Source organism: Pseudoalteromonas sp. J2K-J031, from assembly GCF_058197095.2.
The window spans coordinates 3,692,255-3,715,514 of record NZ_CM200279.1; the positions used below are offsets into that span (position 1 = coordinate 3,692,255).

Annotated in this window: 17 protein-coding genes; 10 read left to right on the forward strand and 7 right to left on the reverse strand. The window is 42.0% G+C overall.

The genetic code is table 11. The annotated features are described in order from the left end of the window. The first annotated feature begins 35 nt into the window (after positions 1–35). Both ygjK and AC3KZC_RS16845 read left to right on the forward strand, forming a co-directional pair. Positions 36–2,486 carry an alpha-glucosidase gene (gene ygjK / locus AC3KZC_RS16840; protein ID WP_490578592.1) on the forward strand — a complete coding sequence of 817 codons (2,451 nt, stop codon included), beginning with the start codon at positions 36–38 and terminating at the stop codon, positions 2,484–2,486. A gap of 100 nt (positions 2,487–2,586) precedes the next feature. Next, positions 2,587–3,516: a hypothetical protein gene (locus AC3KZC_RS16845; protein WP_490578593.1), complete on the forward strand. Its 930-nt coding sequence runs from the start codon at positions 2,587–2,589 to the stop codon at positions 3,514–3,516. Between the two features lie 31 nt (positions 3,517–3,547). Here AC3KZC_RS16845 and AC3KZC_RS16850 read toward each other — a convergent pair whose 3' ends face one another. Further along, positions 3,548–4,426: an AraC family transcriptional regulator gene (locus tag AC3KZC_RS16850; protein WP_490578594.1), complete on the reverse strand. Its 879-nt coding sequence runs from the start codon at positions 4,424–4,426 to the stop codon at positions 3,548–3,550. 143 nt (positions 4,427–4,569) lie between these two features. Here AC3KZC_RS16850 and exaC point away from each other — a divergent pair, with 143 nt between their 5' ends. After that, complete coding sequence (exaC, locus tag AC3KZC_RS16855; protein ID WP_490578595.1) at positions 4,570–6,090, forward strand: acetaldehyde dehydrogenase ExaC; 1,521 nt, start codon at positions 4,570–4,572, stop codon at positions 6,088–6,090. Positions 6,091–6,172: 82 nt separating this feature from the next. On the opposite strand, the gene AC3KZC_RS16860 is transcribed toward exaC, so the two are convergent. The 3 genes from AC3KZC_RS16860 to AC3KZC_RS16870 form a co-directional block, all read right to left on the reverse strand. Further along, on the reverse strand, positions 6,173–6,790 hold the full coding sequence (locus AC3KZC_RS16860; RefSeq protein WP_490578596.1) for a hypothetical protein: 618 nt from the start codon (positions 6,788–6,790) through the stop codon (positions 6,173–6,175). A gap of 214 nt (positions 6,791–7,004) precedes the next feature. Next, the gene (locus AC3KZC_RS16865) at positions 7,005–10,148 is read right to left on the reverse strand and encodes an efflux RND transporter permease subunit (RefSeq protein WP_490578597.1); all 3,144 of its coding nucleotides are present in this window, start codon (positions 10,146–10,148) and stop codon (positions 7,005–7,007) included. A gap of 11 nt (positions 10,149–10,159) precedes the next feature. Continuing rightward, complete coding sequence (locus tag AC3KZC_RS16870; RefSeq protein ID WP_490578598.1) at positions 10,160–11,320, reverse strand: efflux RND transporter periplasmic adaptor subunit; 1,161 nt, start codon at positions 11,318–11,320, stop codon at positions 10,160–10,162. Between the two features lie 275 nt (positions 11,321–11,595). On the opposite strand from AC3KZC_RS16870, the gene AC3KZC_RS16875 reads away from it, so the two are divergent. Then, positions 11,596–11,850 carry a hypothetical protein gene (locus tag AC3KZC_RS16875; RefSeq protein WP_490578599.1) on the forward strand — a complete coding sequence of 85 codons (255 nt, stop codon included), beginning with the start codon at positions 11,596–11,598 and terminating at the stop codon, positions 11,848–11,850. Positions 11,851–11,872: 22 nt separating this feature from the next. Here the strand turns inward: AC3KZC_RS16875 and AC3KZC_RS16880 are convergent, their stop codons facing one another. Further along, positions 11,873–12,928 carry a hypothetical protein gene (locus tag AC3KZC_RS16880; RefSeq protein WP_490578600.1) on the reverse strand — a complete coding sequence of 352 codons (1,056 nt, stop codon included), beginning with the start codon at positions 12,926–12,928 and terminating at the stop codon, positions 11,873–11,875. 886 nt (positions 12,929–13,814) lie between these two features. Between AC3KZC_RS16880 and AC3KZC_RS16885 the strand changes: the two genes are divergently transcribed. After that, positions 13,815–14,990 (forward strand): tetratricopeptide repeat protein, encoded by a 1,176-nt coding sequence (locus AC3KZC_RS16885; RefSeq protein ID WP_490578601.1) that lies wholly within the window; start codon positions 13,815–13,817, stop codon positions 14,988–14,990. A 52-nt stretch (positions 14,991–15,042) separates the two neighbouring features. Here AC3KZC_RS16885 and relB read toward each other — a convergent pair whose 3' ends face one another. Further along, positions 15,043–15,762 carry a type II toxin-antitoxin system RelB family anti-toxin gene (gene relB, locus AC3KZC_RS16890; protein WP_490578602.1) on the reverse strand — a complete coding sequence of 240 codons (720 nt, stop codon included), beginning with the start codon at positions 15,760–15,762 and terminating at the stop codon, positions 15,043–15,045. 231 nt (positions 15,763–15,993) lie between these two features. Further along, complete coding sequence (locus tag AC3KZC_RS16895) at positions 15,994–16,701, reverse strand: hypothetical protein (RefSeq protein ID WP_490578603.1); 708 nt, start codon at positions 16,699–16,701, stop codon at positions 15,994–15,996. A gap of 122 nt (positions 16,702–16,823) precedes the next feature. On the opposite strand from AC3KZC_RS16895, the gene AC3KZC_RS16900 reads away from it, so the two are divergent. The 5 genes from AC3KZC_RS16900 (at position 16,824) to AC3KZC_RS16920 (ending at position 23,254) form a co-directional block, all read left to right on the forward strand. Then, positions 16,824–17,258 carry a hypothetical protein gene (locus AC3KZC_RS16900; RefSeq protein WP_490578604.1) on the forward strand — a complete coding sequence of 145 codons (435 nt, stop codon included), beginning with the start codon at positions 16,824–16,826 and terminating at the stop codon, positions 17,256–17,258. Between the two features lie 149 nt (positions 17,259–17,407). Further along, positions 17,408–18,655, forward strand: a complete 1,248-nt coding sequence (locus AC3KZC_RS16905) for an efflux RND transporter periplasmic adaptor subunit (protein WP_490578605.1) — start codon at positions 17,408–17,410, stop codon at positions 18,653–18,655. A gap of 13 nt (positions 18,656–18,668) precedes the next feature. Then, positions 18,669–19,400 (forward strand): ABC transporter ATP-binding protein, encoded by a 732-nt coding sequence (locus AC3KZC_RS16910; RefSeq protein ID WP_490578606.1) that lies wholly within the window; start codon positions 18,669–18,671, stop codon positions 19,398–19,400. Beyond that, positions 19,397–21,829: an FtsX-like permease family protein gene (locus AC3KZC_RS16915; protein ID WP_490578607.1), complete on the forward strand. Its 2,433-nt coding sequence runs from the start codon at positions 19,397–19,399 to the stop codon at positions 21,827–21,829. The genes AC3KZC_RS16910 and AC3KZC_RS16915 overlap by 4 nt, the downstream gene beginning before the upstream one ends. Before the next feature lie 48 nt (positions 21,830–21,877). Beyond that, the gene (locus AC3KZC_RS16920; protein WP_490578608.1) at positions 21,878–23,254 is read left to right on the forward strand and encodes a sigma-54-dependent transcriptional regulator; all 1,377 of its coding nucleotides are present in this window, start codon (positions 21,878–21,880) and stop codon (positions 23,252–23,254) included. Positions 23,255–23,260 lie beyond the last annotated feature (6 nt).

The window sequence follows — 23,260 nt, forward strand, 5'->3', positions numbered from 1 at the left end:
TAACTAGTTTTTAATGATTGGCCTGCCAAACAAAATTGCATACAATAGACCAAAAACAAGCGATGTTGACCATGCCTTACTCTTTAGTATTATTATTCCTGATACCTTTTTTAGGCCACGCATGCCCAATTTTGGCAACCGCGAATGAAGCTATCAATCGCACTGGCTCTCCAAACGCAATGCAGCAGCTCGACCAGTATGGCAACCAGATCTTTAATCCTTTTTTTGATTTAGGCAGCTGGCATGGTTTTTTATTGCCAGAAAAGCCGAGTGATTTTGGTTCATTTACAGGCCCTATGATCATCACTGAAGAATACAGCCTGTTTTTGGCACAAAAATTAGACCAACTCTCGCTCACCAATAAGCATACCGGTACACAATATGATTTTGGCAAAGCTTGTCGTTCACAACAGCAAGTTGCAGGGCAATTAGTGCAAGTTTATCAGTGGCCAGATCTTACTCTAAATTTAACTTTACAGTTTGTTACCCACCGCACCGCGTTAGTGCATGCGACACTTCACAACCTTAGTAACCAACCACTGGCACTTAATTTAACTTGGCAAGGGGAGCTTTTAACTCAATGGCAACCCGATATCGCCATCAAAACACAATTCCCTACTTGGCAACCCAAACTAACCACACACTCAAATGCCATCAGGTTTTCATTTTCAAGCATTCGCTCACCGTGGCAGTTGATGCAAAGTGATGGCGCTTATTATGAAATTAATCGCTCATTGCCAAGCCACACATCACTCAATCAAGCACAGACAAGCTACCAAAGCCAAAGCGACATCACTCTCGCCCCTTTTCAAACTATCGATATTTATACCGAACACAGTTACTTTCATCACCCAAAAGAGCACATCTCATCTGCCAACACCCAACACGTTGCACAACAAATAGCGGCAACAAAACAACGCTGGCAGAGTTATTTAACCCAATTGGAGCACAACTCGCCTGTACCTTTGGCCATTCAACAAAAGGCGCTTGCCACTTTGCTTAGCAATTGGCGCAGCCCTGCTGGTGCTATTTCGTTTGATGTGATCACTCCATCAGTTACAGCACGCTGGTTTAACGGTGCATGGGCGTGGGATTCATGGAAGCATGCGTATGCAATGGCAAAATTTGACCCAGAACTTGCTAAAAATAACATTCGCGCGCTTTTCAACTATCAAATTCAGGCCGATGATAAAGTTCGCCCGCAAGATCACGGCATGGTGATTGACGCTATTTTTTATAACAAAGATCAACAACGCGGTGGCGATGGTGGCAATTGGAACGAACGAAACAGCAAACCACCGCTAGCAAGTTGGGCGGCGTGGCATATTTATCAGCAAGATGGCGACATGCAATTTTTAGCACAAATGTATCCAAAATTATTAGCTTATCATCAATGGTGGTATCGCAACCGCGACCATAACCACAATGGCTTAGTAGAATATGGTGCAACCTTGCACCCCGCACAAACCACACCGAACGGCGAATTATTGTTTACTGTTGAGTATGCTACCCCGCCCAAAGACCTCGATTTAACCACATGCCAATTAAATAACAATCACAGTCAATTGAGCTATCAATGCAGTAGCAATAACCTGTATACACAAGTGCTGCAACATGCTGATTATCAAGCTCTCGATATACCTGTACAACATGGCGCAGGTTGGGAATCCGGTATGGATAATGCCGCACGTTTTGGCTTTATTAACCCAGACCAACTCGCGCGTTACAGCGAAGCTTATTATCAGGGTAACCTTAAAAAGGCCCGCCAAGATTGGCAAGTGCAATTTTTACCAAACCAAGTAAAAGGGCAGTTGGTTGGCTATTCAATCAATCAAGAATCGGTTGAGCTCAATAGCTATTTAGTACAAGAAAAACAACTCTTAGCCAAAATGGCGACTCTATTAAACAACCCCCAGCAAGCCACCCAACTTAATAGTGCTGCCAAACAATTAACACAGCTGATTAATCGCTGCTTTTTTGATGAGCAAAGCGGTTTTTATTACGACCGACAAATTAGCGACAGCCAAAACAATGAAATCTGCACAGGAAAGCTCCTCACCCAAAGAGGCAAAGGCCCTGAAGGTTGGGCACCTTTATTTAGCAATATCGCCAACATTGAACAAGCACAAAAAGTTGCAAATAGCATGCTTAACCCGTTGGAATTTAATAGTAAAATACCACTACCGACAGCTGCGCTCAACAACCCAGCTTACGACCCTGATATTTATTGGCGTGGCCGAGTGTGGCTCGACCAAGTGTATTTTGGCTTAATTGGTTTGCAAAACTATGGTTATCACAACGAGGCCAAGCAGCTATTAACGCAACTTATCTCTCACGCCGAAGGCTTAAAAGGCAACCAACCTATTCGCGAAAATTACCATCCAACAACAGGAAACATGCAAGGAGCGACTAATTTCAGCTGGAGTGCCGCCCATCTTTTAATGTTGGCTGATGAAATAACCACCACTGGCCCTAATAGCAAATAGCAAACGCAAATTAATTACAATTGCTCACAATATTTACACTAACAACACGCGTATAATTGAGCCGTTTTGGGTTAAAAATTATTAATTAGAGAACTTTGAAATGAATATTAAGTTTGTAACTGGGTTAGTAAGTGGCTTCATTCTGGGTTTTTGTTTAAATCACTATCTGATCACAAACTCTGATAAACAGCCCTTAAAAAACACTCGCCAAACGTTAACAGCGACAGCTAACCTTTCGCAGCAAGACGCAAAAATGCGAGCATTGTCTGAAAGTTTATTTATTGCTAACAACGATGCACCAAACCAACCGCTCAATCCCGCTGAAACGAGCGACGCAGCCCCAGAAACTCCTGATAACGACGCCGCTACAAATCAACCTCTACAAGAAAAATATGCCGCCATGGATGCACACTTTCAGAGCATTGAATTTACCAAGGCTGCATCTGAACTTGATTTAAATAACGCATTGCCTGAACTTACCCTTGCGCTCGGTTTGTCGGACGAACAAGCACAGGTACTGACACAACTATTGCACGATAAAAACAATGCTGAAATTGAATTACTCACCCCTTATTACCAAAGCAAAATGCCCGACATGGATACCAATCCATTTATTGACCCTCAAAATGAACAAGCCGAGCTTGATAATTTGAATTTAGAACGTGACGCCATTAACCAGCATTTCACTTCAAAACTCAGCGAGTATTTAAATGAACAACAAATCAGCCGTTATCAGCAATTTGAACAACAAAAACTAGCCCAACAAGTTAAATTTACTCAGTTTTTTAGTAGCCAAAGTTATTTTGCAATGATCCCTTCACTTGATGCCAGCCAAAAACAAGTGATTTTAGATTTACATCAACATGCTTATGACGAGCAAATGAAAAACCTTGAGGTAAGAATTGGGTCTTTTGGCACAGCCAACCCACAACAGAATGAACTTGATTTCTTTCAAGATATTGATATGCAAATTAGTCAGGTATTAACCGCTGAACAACTGGCGTTAAAAAAGACATTCCAACACCCCTAATTGCGTTCAAATACTTTTTTACAGCACAAAATTAAGCGTGAGCTTGTTGAAACTGTTTTGGACTCATACCAAACATGCCTTTAAACCGACGGCTAAAATGGCTTGGGTCGACAAAACCGCAGTCATAGCAAGCACGAGTAATGCTGCACCCTTGCTTAATTTTATCAGCAGCAAAACTTAGCCGCTGCTCCAACAAAAATGCCTGCGGCGTACTATTTAAATGCTTTTTAAATAAGCCATATAATCGACTGCGACCCACACAGGCAACCTTACACACGGCTTCAATTTCTATCGGTTGATGTAAATTACGCTGAATATAAGCCAAAGCGGCATGCAATGGCGTCAGTTCTGGGTCGCGCTGCACATGTTGTAAAAACATAGCCCGGGCTTTAACCCGAAACAGCCGCACAATTAGCTCGCTGATCCCCAAATCAAGCAGCAACCCCCTATCATCGGGTTCTTCATAACACACTTGTGTTAAGCGCTGGTATAAAGCCTGAGTAGCCATGGAGTTATCAAGCTGCAACGTGGCCTGCGCAGATAAACTAGCTGGTTGCTCTAACGCCAAGCGCTCAACCACCTGCTGGATTTTTTTACTATCTATTTCAATGGTTAAACATGAGGTGGGGGCTTGCCATGTAGCCGCAGGAAAGTCGATTGCGACCTGCTCGCCCGCCGCTATCATAAAGCTTTGACCGGGTAAAAAACGCTGTCCTTGCTCAAATGACGTATGGTGCATCACCTTTTCACCTAAGGACATCGCACACAGCATCAACTGCTCTGTTTTAAAAGGCACGTTATAAGCAGTCTGATAGGTGTCATACAAACAAATTTGCACATCATCACCGTTAAAAACAGTGCGATTATCAATCAATGTTTGAATGTTTTTACTGCGGATCAACTGCGCCATGCCCCTGTCCTTATGCTCAAAAATGAACAGCCAGCATGGACGAAAAATGGACAGCCAGTCAAGTTTTTTGCACCGAGCGACAAGTAGACCTTAGTCCAAAGCGCTAGGCTAAGGTCGGAACTCTCACAATTGGAAACCTAACAATGATCTATAAAAATCCAGGCCAACCCGGTTCACTCGTTTCATTTAAATCGCATTACGGTAATTTTATTGGCGGGCAGTGGGTTGAGCCCGTTGATGGTCAATATTTTGAAAATACCAGCCCTGTGACTGGCGAAGTCATTTGTAATATTCCGCGCTCAAACGCAAAAGATATCAATTTGGCGCTCGATGCCGCTCATGCAGCAAAAGATGCGTGGGGTAAAACCTCAGTGACAGAGCGCAGCAATTTACTGCTAAAAATAGCCGACAGAATTGAACAAAACCTCGAAATGCTCGCGGTAGCTGAAACATGGGATAACGGTAAAGCAGTGCGTGAAACCTTAGCGGCCGACTTACCATTATGTGTTGATCACTTTCGTTATTACGCTGGCTGTATTCGAGCACAAGAAGGATCTATCGGCCAAATTGATGACCAAACTGTTGCCTATCATTTTCATGAGCCGCTTGGTGTAGTTGGCCAAATCATTCCGTGGAACTTTCCATTACTCATGGCAGCATGGAAATTAGCACCCGCACTGGTGGCAGGTAACTGCGTGGTACTCAAGCCAGCAGAACAAACCCCAGTATCTATTTTAAAGCTAATTGAGGTCATTGCAGACTTATTACCAGCAGGCATTTTAAATGTGGTGAATGGATTTGGTAAAGAAGCCGGTGAAGCATTGGCAACCAGCAAACGCATTGCCAAAATTGCGTTTACGGGCTCAACCCCTGTAGGTGCGCATATTTTAAAATGCGCTGCCGAAAACATCATTCCTTCGACGGTTGAGCTTGGTGGTAAATCACCCAATATTTATTTTAACGATGTAATGAGCCAAAGCGAAGAATACATCAGTAAATGCGTTGAAGGGGCTGTCTTGGCCTTTTTCAATCAGGGTGAAGTCTGTACCTGCCCATCACGCTTGTTAGTACAAGAAGATATCTACGAGGCATTCATTGCCAAAGTCATTGAGCGCACACAACAAATTAAGCGTGGAAACCCGCTAGATACCGACACCATGGTTGGTGCACAAGCCTCGCGGCAACAGTTTGATAAAATTTTAAGCTACCTTGAAATTGGCAAACAAGAAGGTGCACAAGTGCTTATTGGCGGCGGCATTGAGGCCATCAGTGATGACTTAGCACAAGGTTACTATGTGCAGCCCACCTTATTCAAAGGCAACAATTCAATGCGGGTTTTCCGTGAAGAAATTTTTGGCCCAGTGGTCAGTGTTACCACCTTTAAAGATGAAGCCGAAGCGATTGCTATTGCCAATGATACCGAGTTTGGGTTAGGCGCAGGCCTTTGGACTAAAGATATGAACCTTGCCTATCGCATGGGGCGCGCCATTGAAGCAGGCCGCGTGTGGACCAATTGCTACCATCATTACCCAGCGCATGCTGCTTTTGGTGGTTACAAAAAATCAGGGGTTGGCCGCGAAACTCACAAAATGATGCTCGACCATTATCAAAATACTAAGAATCTGTTAGTGAGCTATACCGACAGCCCGCTAGGATTTTTCTAATCGAGTAATGCAATACCTAAGCATACTCAATTAACGTCAAAGCCATGCATTGCATGGCTTTTTCATTACTTTTACCCGCGTCTTAAACCGCAAGGGCTGGGCGGCTGCGATAATAGCTAATGCAGATAATTTGCGCGGCATTGGTTAGCAAAATCATCACAAACGTTAAAATATGCGACACGCTTGGCGCAGCCATCGACAACTCAGCAAGTAACCCACTCGCCCCTGCAATAAACTGCAAACTAAAGTAGCGGCTAGATTGATTGGCCACATCGCCACTTTTAATTGTTTTAAATGTTTGTGGAATGACTCGTAACGAGCTCATGACCAGCCCCACATAAGTTAATCCAATCAGCAACTGCGCAGTACTAACCCCATCAATTAACAACAAGCTAAAGGGCAACAACGCAAAAATCTGCATCATAACTAGCTGCTTACGCTGCAACACACTGGCGTTGTAACGCATAAAATAATACAAAATAACACTACTTAATAAGCCTGTAACACAAAATGGCAGTAGCATATAAAAACGCTCAAAAAACACATTGTAAGCAATAAAATAACTACTTTGCGCCACACCAAAGCTCATCATCAACAAAGACAATCCCGATACGCTGCGGTTTTTACGAATTTTACTTACTAGGGGCAAAAAGCTTAGCGCCAAGATTAAAGATGACAAAATAGGGAGATATTGGCTCATAGGGGGTGCCTTACGTAATTTAAATGTTAACAATAAAAACAATGCGTTACGACTTGTATGCACAAGTGTAAACCAATGAATTTTATATAAAATTTAATAAGGCGCGCATTGTATAGATCCTCATCTCAATTGCAAGTCGTCGATAAAATAAACAAAAAAAGCCCGCACATTACTGTGCAGGCTTCTTATTAAACTAAAAACTTATAGCGAACGATTAGGCTTTATTTTCTTGATGATGCGGTGCTTTATTTCGCGATAACTTAGTTTTAACCCAGCTAAAAGGCTTGCGTAAATCATACAAAATTAAGTACAAGCACGGCACTAATACCAAGGTAACAATAGTGGCAAACAATACTGCAAAACCCAGCGCAACCGCCATCGGAATAACAAACTTAGCTTGTAAGCTGGTTTCAAACATTATTGGCAATACGCCTACAAAGGTCGTAATCGAGGTTAATGTAATCGCCCTAAAGCGAGCGCAACCCGCTTCAATAACTGCTTTTTTAATGTCATACCCTTCTTCACGTTTTTGGTTAACGTAATCGGTCATCACCAAGCTGTCATTAATCACGACACCTGCCGCCGCAATTAAACCAAAGGTCGACATCATGCTGATATCTAAGCCAAAGAAGAAATGCCCCCAAATTGCGCCCGTTAAACCAAACGGTATCACCGACATAATAATCAGCGGCTGAGAGTAACTTTTAAGAGGCACAGCCAGCAAAATATAAACGATGATCATCCCCGCCAAGAAAAACAGCATTTGCTCGTTAGCTTGAGCTTGTTGCTCTTCAATAGCGCCGCCAAGTTCACTTTTCACCGACGGAAACTCAGTTGCAAGCTGCGGTAATAAATCATCTTTTACTTTTTTAACCACTTCGTTCGGCTCAATCACCTCTTCGTCAATCGCACCAAACACATACACAGTGCGATAACCTTCTTCACGACGAATATAACTAATGCCCGGTTTTTCATCTAAAGCAACCACATCACCTAGCATGACTTCTTGGCCTTTTGGTGTGGTAATTACGGTGTATTTCAAAGATGAAAACGCTTCACGAGTGAGTTTAGGGTAACGCACCATCACCCGCACTTCTTCACCATCACGCAGAACTCGCTGCGCTTCACCACCATAAAAGCTCGACCCAACCTGATTGGCTATCGATGACAATGTCAGCCCTAAATCATACGCAACAGGCAACAAGGTCATTTGCACTTCTTTACTGGCAGGGTCAATGGTTGAACTCACATCATACAAACCTTCTTGCTGTTGCAGCATGTCGATTAAACGACGGCCTGCAGCATTCAAGGTATCGATATCTGAGCCGTATAATAAATAACCAAACTCACCGTCACCCCCGCTGCCATTCACATCATCTTGAATAGTAAACGACTTCATACCAGGAATTTCAGGCAGCGCTTCACGCCAGCGACGCGACAACTCAAAGGTATTAAAAGGTCGCAAGTCTTCTTCAACTAACGGCACAACAATCCGTGCCTCGGTGCGGTCTTGGTTAAACGCTAAAATATCGCGGATCATCCCTTGGCCATGTTCAGACTTCGTTTGCTCATCTATTTTAAGAATGACTGCTTCAATTGTTTTTAAAGCCGCAATCGTTTGTTGGTCAGAGACATTTTCATTCATCTCAATGGCAATACTTGGAAAATCATGCGGCACTTTTGGTGTAGGTACTGTGCGAACATAATTTGCCGTAATAAGTGAAATGCTGATTAAAAAGAAACCAACAAAACTACTTAGCACTAACCAGCGCCACTGGGTGCATTTTTCAACAAAGCGCTTATAAGGGCCGTTTACAAAACCAAAAAAGCCACGGTTAAAGCGCGCGCGCCAGCTTGTTTCAGGGATTGGGTCAAAACGGCTATGCGCTAAATGCGCAGGCAAAATGAGTTTTGATTCAATTAAACTAAATACCAAACACAACATTACCACCACTGCAATACCGTAAAAAAAGGCACTTTCTGGGCCGCTCGATAAAGTGAATGGCGCAAATACTGCAATCGTCGTTAACACACCAAAGGTTGCTGGGGTCGCCACGCGCTTTGTACCACGTACCACGTTTTCAACTCCACCACCATTTTTTTCAATCTCGGTATACGCGCTTTCGCCAATAACAATGGCGTCGTCAACCACTATCCCAAGCACCATAATGAAGGCAAACAAAGAGACTATATTAATCGTGACACCAAACAAAGGCATCATCATCATTGCCCCTAAAAAACAGACCGGTAAACCAACCATTACCCAAAGTGCCAGTTTAAAACGTAAAAAGAGGCTCAGCATCAGCATCACCAAAATCGCCCCTTGAAATAGATTTTTTAGCATCATATCGAGGCGTGCATTGAGGTAATACGTCATATCAACCAAGGTTTTAAGCTCAAGCCCCGGCGGCAACGTTTTATTGCGCTCTACGATGTAATCTTTCACTGATTGTGCGACCGGAATCATATTTTGGTCTTTAGTGGCTTTAACCGCTAGATTAATGGCATTTTGGCCGCTGTACTTAAAGTAACGCTCACCTTCAACAAACTGATCTTTAATAATCGCAATATCTTGCAGCAATACCTTGGCGCCATTGGCACCTATTTTGATTGGGATCTGGCGAAACTCTTCACCACTATAAAACTGATTTTCAACTCGCACTGAAATAACACCCGCATCGGTACGCAGCTGTCCGGCAGAAAAGTTGGCCGAATAGCGACGAATAGCCGCCGATACGTCATTAAGGGTAAGGTTATATTTACGTAACGTTGCGGGTTGAATCTCAATCGCTATTTCATCAAGTGGTACTTTTAAATCCACTAAAGACACATTGCTGAGCTGCAATAACTCATCTTCAATATTTTTTGCGATGGGCTTGAGGTCTGTTAATTCCCAATCTCCAACCAAGGCCATTTCAATTACATCTTGACGAAACTCGGCCTGATAAATCGTAATGGGTTCCATATCAGCAGGAAACGTCGCAATGCCATCGACACGCAGCTTTATTTTATCAAGCACTTCGGGTAAATCTTCATCGGGCTGAATCTCTAACGAAATACGGCCCGAGTTACGAAACGCCCGCGAAACACCTTTTTTGACCTCAGTAATATCTTTAATCGACTCTTCGATTTTAATTAAGATACTTTCTTCAATTTCTTGTGGCGAAGCGCCAGGATACGAGGCATTGATATTGATATAGTTTATTTCAACATTCGGAAACATTTGTCGCTGAATGGTAAAGTAACTCACAATACCCATCACAATAATAAAAAACATCATGAGGTTTGCCGCAACCGAGTTGTTGGCAAAATAAGCGATAATACCGGTTTGTTTTTCAGGAGTCGGTTGAGTGGTCACAGTCGCATCCCTTACAATTTATCTGATGAAGGCACAACCGCCCCATCAGCATTCGCGATTTTCACTTCCATACCTTTTTGTGGGTACTCAGGCAGCGTTAAAACCAACCTATCTTGACTTTGCAGCCCTGCATTAATTAGGAAATACTCACCTTCTTCACGCAGCACTTGTACTTGTTTTGGCTCAAGCTTTTGCTCATCGTTCACTATCCACACCGTGCTGTTATTCACTAGCTCTTGAGGTAAACGGTAAATTTGATTGAGCGTCTGGCCGGCAAAATTAACTTCAACATAACTACCAAACTTAAGCGGCGGTAAGTTATTGCTCAAACCATACGGATCATCAATCCGCACCACTAAATTACTCATCCGTGTCGCGCTATCAATGACCCCTAAATCACGGGCGATATAAGCTTCACGAGTTAAATTGGCGATGCCTTTTTGAGTGACTGTCGCTATAACCCCTTTTATTTGACGGGGTAAAAACGCACTATCAAAACCAGCGATTGGAATTAACACCTCTGCTTTTTCAATATTATTAAGTACAGCAACTTGCGCACCTGTGTTCACAAATTGGCCTAAACCAAGTTCACGGCTAATCACCAAGGCATCAAATGGCGCACGCACTTGGCAATTGTCTAAGTCACGTTCCGCTCGTTTTAAGTTTGCCTCTGCTGATTTTACCGCAGCTTGTGCACTTAAAATTTGAGGTTTACGTAGGTATAAGTCGCTGTGGGTTAAATTCGGCGACAACTTAGCTTCTTTACGTGCAACTTCTCCAGCCGCTTGCGCTTCAATTAACGCCGCCTGTGCACGCGCCAATTCTGCTTGTGCCGAATACACTTGTGCTTGGTAGTTATCAGGCTCGATACTGAATAATATTTCACCGCGCTTTACCAAACCACCCGCTACAAATTCAGGGTGCCAATTGACTATTTCACCCGAAACTTGAGCCGACAATTGTGTGCGCTCTAAAGGTCTCACCTCGCCATAACTCGTAATCACCACTTGATGATCACTTGCCAAAACAGCCTCAATTTTCACTGTTGGACGTTTATCTACTACCTTCTTTTCATCTTTTTCATTAGCGGTAGCATTGATCCCCATAAAACCAGCGATTGACACTGCAAATACAACCAGCGGCAATGAGCCTTTTATCCATTTGCTCTTCATCTTCGATATCCTAGAATTTAACTGCTCATATAATAACAAAGCTATGACAGTTAAAGATATTAACAATTGTAACTAAGTATTAAATATATAAACTGTTTGATAAACATACTTTTTAGCATAGTACCGCAGTTATTTAATCGATTTAATTTTTTCACAACATGCATTTGATAATACGAGTTAAAAGTAAATATGCGATCAAACCTATGTATTAGTCGTGTTAGTCTCCATAAGCAGGCGAGCGCATCTTTGCTGATAACGACAATAAAGCCATTAGCTTGCGCCACATACTTGAGCAAGTCGGCAACGAAATTGGTGCAAGTTCCATAGATCAAGTCGTTTATACGGCGTGGTTATTAATGCATCCAAGCTCACCACAAGTGGTAGTGGAAACAGGTAGCATTGAACGAGTTAGATCAGCGGTTGCTGCTAAGCAACTAAAACTTAGCCGCAAACAATGGAATCGGATTTGGTTAACTTCAACAGGGTATAGTGTGCAGCGAAGTAAAAGGTTATTTGATAGCGCAATTTGACATCGCGCTATCAATATTAAAGTTAGCAGTTACCAACGGCTATAAAAGTTCTTTCTCTTTGATAAATGTTTATAACACGTTCGTTCCCATGCCTGTCGACGATAATGATGGTTCGTACAAGTCTTGTATCTATACCCGTTAATACCCCTTGAGGGCGACATTGAGTTTGTAAGTTGTTTTTTCTTACTAGAGATTCAAGTTCATCAGGTGAGTAAAAATCTTCGACCTTATTTATATCATTAAGAAATCGTGTCAGGGTCTGGCCATTAGCGGCACTTGAAGCATCTAAATCAGCAATGATTTTTGCAACCCCTCTAGTTACATCTACGTTGACAACTATCATACTGCCATCTTCAAAGCGCATAATTACATCATAATTGAGTATTTTATTTAACTTGTCAGTTTCAACATTGCCTAAAACTAGCTTAATAAAGCCGCTTGCTTTATCCAGTGCAGCAACGACTGCAATTGCGTTGGCATTGTTTTGAACTTCAAAACGAATTTCGTTGTTTAAAATACCTTCGCAGTTACTATCATTATTAATGTAACTCATTGCGGTTTTACAAACATTGAGAGACGACTTTACCGTTGACTCTTTACTCCCAGCATACGTGACACCATCTTTCTGAGTGAAGAACAGCGCATCTTGTACTTGTTTATGATAATACTGAGCTTCATTTAAATGCTTTACAAAGTCACGTTCGTGTTGTGTGGGGTTAATACGTTGCACGGTGATGTGCCCTTGTTGAGTCACTAGACCATTTGCGTTAATCACTTTGGGGACTATTTTGAGCTGGAACCTATTGGCTTCATCATCATCAATGTTATAAATAGCGTAAGGTTGATAAAATGGCTGATTATTGACATCACCAATACAAATAGCATCACCATTACTGCAACTGTTTTGTAAAGTAGGTATGTAGGTTTGCTGTTTTATAAAAGCAATTTGATCTGCAGGACAGGTTGAAAATTGTGCCTTCCAGTAATTGCTACAAATAAGGCCATCCCCTTGTGCTGAGACATGCTTTGCGAATAGGAAACCTGACAATAAAAAAATAAAAAATATTACTTTCCTCATATTACTTTCCTCATATTATTCAATTAATTTTAAAAGTACCAAATTACGGAACAGCAGTAAACGCATCACCCACATTTTGATAAATAATTGTTTATTTTTTATGGGAAAAGTTGCGAGATTGACCAAGTCGTTTATGCAGCGTAGCTATTAATGCATCCAAGCTCACCATCAATCGTGCTTGGCGCGGGTAGCATTGAGCGAGTTAAGTCAGCGGTTGCTGCTAAGCAACTAAAACTTAACCGCGAACAATGGTATCAGATTAGGCGAGGTTAAAAATTTAAAAAGCATAATTACAAACGCTTTCCCGAAAGTAAATGGTTCGAATACCTTAGTTCTGAGGCGGTTAAAGATGAGCTCTACCAAATTCGTCACAAATTTCACTATGAAACTCTTATTGTGCTTATTAGAAATTTATCGCCCACTTACTTCGTTCGCAGATGTAAACACAGAGCCTTTTATCCATTTGCTCTTCATTTACGATATCCTAAAATTTAACTGCTCATATAGTAACAAACCTATGATAGTTAAAAATATTAACAATTGTAACTAGGTGTTACAATCGCAAGCAGCCTTTCATTGAGCATACCTTACACATCACCTAACCCCAGCCACTACAAAACGCACAATACGTGATTCAGCCCACCTTTGAACAATAACACAACATTATTAAAATGATTTGAATAAAACCAAATTACAACAAGTTATAACAAATCAAAATCATAGACAGTTAAACCATATTTATGAGTAGACTATTTATCAAACAGCGCCAATGCACTACCTCAGATAAAATGTCGCACTACTTAATATATTCAGGTAGATTGATATTCGGCTTGTAAAGTTATAAATCTGGTAAATGTTTAGCTCTCCAAATAAAAGGAAAGTAGCGGTGCATGTTAAATTAATCATATTGCTTATCTGTTTATGCTTAGTTGCATGCCAAAACACCACAAATCAACCTCATAACCTGCCAGCTAATCCAATGACTTTGTTAAATGTATCTTTGTTTTCGAAGGTTGAAACATATAATACCGAACTGATTTTTCAACTCGATACCAAACAACAAAGTGAATTTTTACAGTTTTACCAAACTCAAAAAAGCAACGAATTTCCAAGCAGTCACGAGCGTATAATCTTTAATTTTTTAGACGCTAAATTAAGTGGCTTTACTTTTCATGGTGATACTCTAGACGCCAGCACCGCCTTTGCCGAAAAACGCGGTAACTGTATTTCACTGGCTGTTTTCACGACCGCTTTGGCTGATCTCATCAAAACTCCCGTTGATTACCAAGTCGTTATTAATGAACCCATTTATTTTAAAAAAGGCAGCTTAATCTTAAGTTCTAGCCACCTGCGCACTCGTCTATACAACCCTGACGATAAAGCGCCAAAAGACATGATTTTCTTTACCCCAAAAAGCATTGTGATTGATTATTTTCCAACTCGAGGCCAAGTCACGGCACAACGAGCACAGCGGCCACAATTAATTGCCAAATATTATGCAAATTTAGCCGCTGAAGCCTTAGTTAAAAACAATTTTAATTTAACCTTTAGCTATCTTTACACGGCCATGCTACACGACCCATACAATAGCGAACTGATAAACTTGCAAGCAGTATTGCACCGCCGCGCAGGCGATACAGCCACGGCAATCAAGCTTTACCAATATGCGGTTGAAAACAACCTTGCCAATATTAACTTGTATCAAAACTATTTAATCGTAGCGCAACAAAACAACAGTCAACCTTTAATCGATTTTCTGAATAAAAAGCTAACTGAAGTCGATGACCCAAACCCCTACGCTTGGATTGAGCTAGGAGAGCAAGCATTAAAAAACAATAATACCCAGCATGCTAAATTTTATTTTCATAAAGCCATTGCAGCCGCGCACTACATTCCAGAGCCTTATGTAGAACTGGCAAAAATTTCTTATAAAAATGGCCAATTAAACGAAGCCAACAATTACTTAACCACCGCAATTGAACGCACCCACGACAAAACCAAACTCTCAATTTACCAAACAAAATATCAAGCTCTTAAAACTGTTGCGGGAGAAGCAAACTAAACACCAATAAAAAAGCAGCTAAGCAGCTGCTTTTATGCTTTAAATCAAACAACTAATGAGCATGCTTAAACATTTTTCGCTCTAACACAAAACCCATAATACCCATACTGAACAACAACACGCCGATAATTCTAAATCCCGCATTTATATTGTTTTCGTTTTGCCTTACAGCCAAATAATTATAATAACGGCGACCTTCTGGCACACCCTTTACAAACGCTTCACCGCGATAATCGGCTAATAACAGAGTGTCGATTTCATGGCGTTGAAATATTTTTATCCGTGTATGTTGAATTTCGTCGGCTGACATATCGCTTGGTACTAAACTACGCCAATTATTAAAAATATCTTCTTGTTCACCGGCCAGTACCACCCCTTTTGATTCATATTGATATAACTTTTGATTAAATAAGCGTTCATTTTGGCCAATATAAAACAAGGTCACAGCAAGTACGATTAACGCGGTGCTGATGTACCACCAGCGCCGCTGCTGCATCACCGAAAGCTGCTGATGCTGTGATAAAAACGCCTCCACATCGGGAATTTGTTTTAAACGCGGTAATTCGTTTTTTAATTTAGGGCAGCGCAATAACGTACTTAACTCAATATTTAACGCCTCTAATAATTGCCGCAACACCTCGTTTGATGGTAACGATTTATCATTTTCTAACTTTGATAAATACGATTGCTCAATTGCGGCTGCCTGTGCTAGCTCCGGTTGGCTTAAATTTTGCGCCAAACGCAGCTCTTTGAGTTTTTCACCTAGTGTCATTTTAATTCCTTGTATTCTTCATCATAAAACCATTACAAAACAATATACTTAAACGTATTTTCAAAATCATGCACTGGCTGCATAACGGCCATTCTTGGTTAGTCATGATGAAATAGAAAGGTGAATATTAAGGAATTTAAAGGAATTTAAAGGAATGTAACATATAAACGGGCAATTCTGAGCTCAATGCCTTTGGCGCTATGCCGCAGGCATCGATATTTTATAAATACATTAAAATAGGCTGTGTAATGATAACGCCAGCCAACTCTGGTGGCGATTTAAGTCAAGGCGAACATCTTGCAAGGCATGGTGATACCCTAAGGCCAATTCCACACTCAGATTGTCGCTCAGTGCCAGATGAAGACCCGCTCCAACTTCAGCATGATTAAGGCCATCATGTTTATCAGATGCATAACCAAAATCCAAACCTAACCCACCATGAGCAAAAAACGAGAGTTGCTCATTAATCAACAGGGGCTTTAAATGGGCAATCAGCATCACAAAGCCACCTGCAGCCTCGGTAGAATACACATAATCAATACTTGGCATCCATTGCGTATAATTTGAATTAGCCAACCCTACAGATAATTCAGTGTCATATTGATTTGTTTCTGTAAACGCCAAACGCGTAATCCCTATATACCCTTGCCAATGCTCATGTTGAACATTTTGAACAATACTAACATTGACCTCTTGATAGTCTTCCTGCGTGCCTTGCCCTGCCCAAAATTGCACATCTGTTTGCTCAAAAGCCACATCAGCCTGTACAAAACGAAGCCCCCCGGTCATTAAATTATCGCGCCCTTCTGTCACATATTTACTTTGCCACCCAGCAGCAAGCAACCATTCGGGCTCTGCCTCACTTGCCATAACAAAAGGCATCGACCCAGTTAAAGCACCCAATAGCATCGCATGTTTATAACTGTTAAAAGGAATCATCGAACCCCCAGCGTGCGGTAATTAAAAATAAACGGCAAATTTACCATTACATTATTTTAACATATACTCGAATATCAACCGCATCTGCGGCCATTAAATAACAAAATAAAAAAGAGACAATAATGGATAATCAACACACACCCAGTACAACACCTAGATGGCTTAAACCCTTTGCTTGGATAATGGTGATCTGGAACGTAATGGGCGTCATGGCGTTTGTCCTGCACATCATGATCACGCCAGAGCAATTAGCCGCTTTACCTGAAGCTGAGCAAGCGCTGTTTAATAACGCAGCTAGTTGGGCGGTAGTGGTTTTTGCACTAGCGGTATTTGCAGGCACAGCGGGCTCTCTTGCGCTGGCTTTTGGCAAAAAGTTCGCCCTACCATTATTAAGCTTGTCGTTGATTGGCGTATTACTACAACAATTTCACAGTTTTGTATTACAAGATAGCATTGCGGTTTATGGTACAACCGCACTGATCATGCCTGCTGTGGTGGTCTTTTTTGCAGTGCTGTTACTTGTGGTGGCTAAAAAACACGTACCACAAAACGAATAACCGACTTGTTATAAAATCGCGCACTTTAGGGTGTGCGATTTCGCACAGCGCCCTGCGCACAAAAACATAACAACCTGAATTTTATAGCAATATTATTTGGCACATAAGTTTCATTAGCTTGACTATCTTGAAGCAATCGCGAACTTACTGTGCAGATTAATTTAACCCCAAAACATCATCAAAAACGAAGCTATTGGCTATTCGCATTGGCATTAATTGCGATGACTACTGCTTGTATATACTTTTTAACCAAACAATATACTCCCAAAATTGCGCGCGAAAACCTCACCATTGCTACAGTACAACAAGGTGACATTGCACTGATGGCACCGGTTTTTGGCGAATTTGCATCGCGCTATGAGCGCTTGATCAGCGCTCCCGACAACGGCAAAGTAACCGAAATCCTGCTGCGCGGCGGTGAAACCGTGACAGAAAACACCCCTATTGCCATTTTAACTAACCCCGATTTAACGCAGCAATATCAGCAACAAAAAACCCAACTAAACAGCACCACAGCACAATTTACCGCCTTTACTTTGCGTCAACAAAACGAACTGCTAGCCGAACAAGGTAAACAAGAAGATTTAATCGCCGACATTGAATCATTGATGCTTGATGTGGAAGCAAATCGAAAATTAGCTGAACTTGGGATCGCGGCAAAAATTGACTTAGAGCGCTCAGAGCTCAAACTTGCTCAGCTGAATAAACAGCTTGAACGCAATCGTTTTCGCTTAGCGTCATTTATTAAAATGCAGCAACTCGAAAAACAGCAACAACACATGCGCTTAGTTGCTGAGCAACAAAATGTCGCTAATCTGGCCGATAAAATGGCTGCTCTCACCATTAAAGCAGGCATTGCAGGCACTTTAGAAAAATTAGACATTGAACTGGGGCAATATGTTAATGCAGGGCAAACCTTGGCTAAAGTGGGCTCTAGCACCGATTTAATTGCCAAAATTCGCATTCCACAACGTTTAGCTGAAAAAGTTCAGCTCGATGCTAAGGTCAATATTAAAAGTAAAGACAGCATTCTTAGCGGTAAAATTAGCCAACTGAGTTCGGTGATCCGCGATGGCTTTGTGCTTGCTGAAGTCAAAATTCTCGACCCTCTGCCAAACTACATTCGACCGGCACTCAATTTAACCGCCGATGTATTTATTGAACAAAAAACCGACGCACTATTTATCAAACAAGCCCCAGGCATTCAGCCATTAAGCAAAAAAATCCTCTATCAGCTCACTGGTGATTCGGTTGCCGAACAACGAGAAATCACCTTTTCAGAGCGCAGTGGCGAGTATGTGCTCATTAGTGCGGGTGCAAAAAAAGATCAACAAATTATTACCTCAGACCTCAGTCAGTGGCACAATTTCACCCAACTGACCGTTGTTGCTAATTAACAAGGAAAAAACAATGAAAACCATCGTTTCGTTACAGAACGTTTGTAAAGCATTTAATAAAGGTCAGCTACAGACTCAAGCACTCAACAATATTAATTTAACCATTGAACAAGGTGAATTCGTGGCGATTGTTGGGCCCTCTGGCTGCGGCAAATCAACCTTACTCAGCATTTTAGGGTTGCTCGAGCAAGCCGACAGCGGTCAGTACCACCTCACCGAACATGATGTCAGTAAGCTCAACATCGACCAAAGCGCCAAAATCCGTAACCGCCATATTGGGTTTGTTTTTCAATCGTTTAATTTAATTGATTCATTAACGGTATTTGAGAATATTGCATTGCCGCTTGAGCATCGTGGCAGTAAAAAAGCCGAGATTGAACAAGCCGTAAACTCGCTTTTAGCCAATTTAAATTTATTACCCCGCGCTGCTTATTACCCTAATCAACTTTCGGGTGGTCAACAACAGCGTGTCGCCATTGCAAGAGCATTGGTCGGCCAACCTGATTTACTGTTAGTTGATGAGCCAACCGGTAACCTCGATAGCCAAAATGGTGATTCGGTTATGCAGCTATTATGCGACCTCAATCAAGCTGGCACCACCATTGTGATGGTAACGCACGATAATCGCTACAGCCAAATGGCGAGTCGCCAAATTCGTTTATTAGATGGCGAAGTGATCACCCAGCACAGCCGAACAGCTCACAGTGCCAATAATACCAATCAAGCTATTGCGGAGGCGATATGAGTTTTTACTTACGCGCCCTGCGCTACGGCATCATTCGGCTAGTGAGTTTACCGCGCTTTAGCTTGCCAATTTTGGTGACTTTAAGTTTAACGTTAGCCACGGTTATGACGGCGGTTGCGATTAGCAGCAACGTACTATTTCAACCATTGCCTGACATCAAAGATGAGCACACGCTTTATAACGTGACAATCAGCAAAAAACTCAATGACAAAATGGAAGCCCCCATTTTGGGTTCGAATATGTTTTTACATTTAAAAGCCCATTATGCGTCACAGGGGCAGTGGGCGTATTTTAAGCCCTCAACACAATCAATCACCATTGCTGAGCAAAATTATGCCGTAACGCAATTTGATGCTTTTCAAGGTACTGAGCAGATTTTAGGCACCCAGTTGGTGCTTGGTGAAAATAGCCAAACCTCTACCAGTATCAAAGAACGCGTCTGGATTTCTGAAACTCTCTGGCACCAAGTGTTTGCAAGCGACCCAGAAGTTGTCGGAAAGCAGTTAAATTTAGATACGCAACATTATTTAATTCAGGGTGTGCTGCAAGATTTCACTTCAAATAGCTACGGCGATAAACATGGTCGCCAACAAATTTGGCGCTTTGATGACCTCTCCATCCCAATAGGCACAAACATGCCCGATGCCATTAAAAGCAACGAGACATTTTTTTTATTACAAACCACCTTACCCGCATTAGACACAAACCAATTAATAGCAGTGGCTGAGCAAGGTATTGCTGAGGGTGACTTTATGAAAAAATTTCCAGCACCGACAACTGCAACAATTGAGCTGTATCGAGATCACTTAGTGGGTAAAAACAAAGTGATGATTTTACTGCTATTAAGTGCCTTTATTGGCTTGTTATTGATGGCGTGTAGTAATCTGATTAATGTCTTCATAGCCCACTATCAAGCGCGCCATAAAGAATTTGCTATCTCAAAAAGTTTAGGAGCTAGCAAGCTTAAGTTACTCAACCAAATTTTTATTGAATCCGCGCCCTTATTTATCAGTGCTGGGGTTTTGGGATTACTGGGCGCCGCTTGGATCATCAAATTACTGCCGATTATTTTTAATAAAGAATTTCCACTGCTACACAGTATTTCGGTCAATCAAACAACTTACCTGTTTGCCATAATAAGCTTACTGCTGATGAATCTTATATTCTCGTTACTATGTTTTTTCCATTTACCCCTCAAGCACCTCAATCAAGCGCTGCAAGGCAGTGGTAAAGGCGTGGCAAAATCGGGGAGTTCACGTTTGCAAAAAGGGTTGTTTGTTGTACAACTGTGTATTGCCAGTACACTGTTAGTGAGTTTGGTAATGATTTCACACCAAAGCTACCAAACGCTTTACCCTCATTTTGGCTACCAGCTCAAAAACACGCTATTGATGACCGTAAAATTAAAGCCAGATGGTGCGGCGCAAACTAGCAACGAATTGAGTAATGAAAAATCCGCACAAACTCAGCAACTCGCTCAAGACTTAAGCAGCCACCTTCAGCAAAATCGACCACAATTAAATATATTACAAGGCCAAGGTGAACCTCTGGGCCTAACCAATATATTCCACTTTTCTAAGCATCCGGTCACCCAAGCCGATCTCAGTTATCAATCAAGCCAACTAACCCCCGATTTTTTAGCTGCTTTTGATATTCCATTAATTGCAGGGCGCAACATCAGCGAGCAAGAATGGCAAGATAAAGCCAAGGTTATGCTAATTAATGAAAATTTAGCGCAACAGCTCAGCCCCAATCAACCGATTGAATCATTACTCAATACCGAGTTTGAGAAAGCTAAAATTATTGGCATTGTTGGCAATACCTTTAATTTAATGACCCGTGATAAGCTCCAAGCAATTTCCTATCAGCACCTTAATTACCAAACACAGCAAGAGATTAAATTACTGATGCAATTGCCTGCTGGTGAGCCGTTTGCAACGCAAACCCTGCAACAACTTGCTTTAGCCTTTGACCCAAGCATTTATCAAATAGAACTGCGTACACTCAACGAATACTGGAACGCTGCAACTGCCGACACCCGCATGCTCTTTTATTTCACCAATTTACTCACTCTGTTAACCCTAGCACTTGCGGCTATCGGAATGGCGGGGCTTGCAACTAGCTTAACCGAACAAAAACGCTTTGAGCTGGCCATACGCATGGCGACGGGGGCATCGCGTAATCAGCTGTTGCGCTTAGTGCTTCGCCAAGCCAGCTGGTTGTTATTCTCTGGTTTGTGCGCTGGTGTTATTTTTGCAACTTTGGTATATACAAGCTTACAACCCAAGATTGCCAGCTTGCCTGCGTTTGATTTAATGCCGATAATTTTGATTGACCTGCTGTTAATTATCATTGTGCTGATAGCCACACTTTGGCCAGCTAAACGCATTATTAACCGCGCACCGATGCAAGCATTGCGCGAGCTGTAACCCATTGCCCTGATGCTAAATAATCAGGGCTTTTTTTGAAGGATCATCATGACACCCCATACCCCGCTCATTTTAATTGCCGATGACGATAACGACATTCGCTTTTCTTTGTCGTTATTATTGGCGCAAGCGGGGTATCGTACCCTTGAAGCTGATTCAGTTAAAAGCTGTGAGATTCAAATTCAACGCCACCAGCCCGATTTATTATTATTGGATATGAATTTTAGCCGTGATACCACCTCGGGCCAAGAAGGGCTGAGTTTGTTACAACGCCTTGATTTATCAAAACTACCAACCATTTTAATGACGGCCTGGGGCACCATTGAATTAGCCGTTCAAGGCATTAAATTCGGTGCAAAAGACTTTATTGAAAAACCGTGGCAAAAAACGAAGTTACTCACCTTAATTTCAACTTATGTGGCGAATTCACACCCCCACACCCCATTTGAAAAAAACTCACTAGCTCAGCCTACGATAACGGCTTCAACCAGCGATTGGATTGCCCAAAGCGATGCAATGCAGCGCCTAACAAGCTTAGTGACAAACATTGCCCCAACCGATGCCAACATTTTAATTATTGGCGAAAACGGTACGGGGAAATCTCAATTAGCCGCACGTATTCATCACTTATCACAGCGAAAAAATCAGCCATTTATTGCCACCAACATGGCTGCTATTCCTGAGTCATTGTTTGAAAGTGAATTATTCGGTCATCAAAAAGGCGCGTTTACCGATGCAAAACAAAACCGCTTAGGCTGCTTTGCCAGCGCCAATCAAGGCACCTTGCTATTAGACGAAATTGGCGCATTACCATTTCATCTACAAGCAAAATTACTACAGGTGCTCGAAACTCAGCAATTTAGACCGTTAGGCGCTGAGCAATCTCTGCGTGTCAATGTACGAATTATTGCCGCCACTAATCAAGATTTACCTCAAGCTATTAGCGCAGGTGAGTTTCGCCAAGATCTCTATTACCGTTTAAATACGTTTATTATCGAATTGCCACCACTGCGGGCGAGAATTGCGGATATTTTACCATTGGCCTCTTTTTATTTAGGCCAATTTGCAACCCGGTATCACAAACCGACCCCACAATTAGCGCCGTGTGCAGAGCAAGCTTTGCAAAGCTACTTTTGGCCTGGGAATGTGCGAGAACTACGCCATGTTATGGAACGAGCAGTGTTATTACACGCCAACAACACAAGCCAACTGGTAAGTGCAGATTTAATGCTGCCGAATCATCACGTTCAGCCTAACCAACCTGCTTTAGATTCGCTGGCGCTGCATACCGTTGAGCGTCAACAAATAGAAACTGCATTACAACAAACACAAGGTAATGTCAGCCAAGCAGCGGTGCGCCTTGGTATTTCGCGCCACGCGCTTTATCGCCGCATGCAAAAATACCAATTAAACGTGGGCAATTAAGTCATG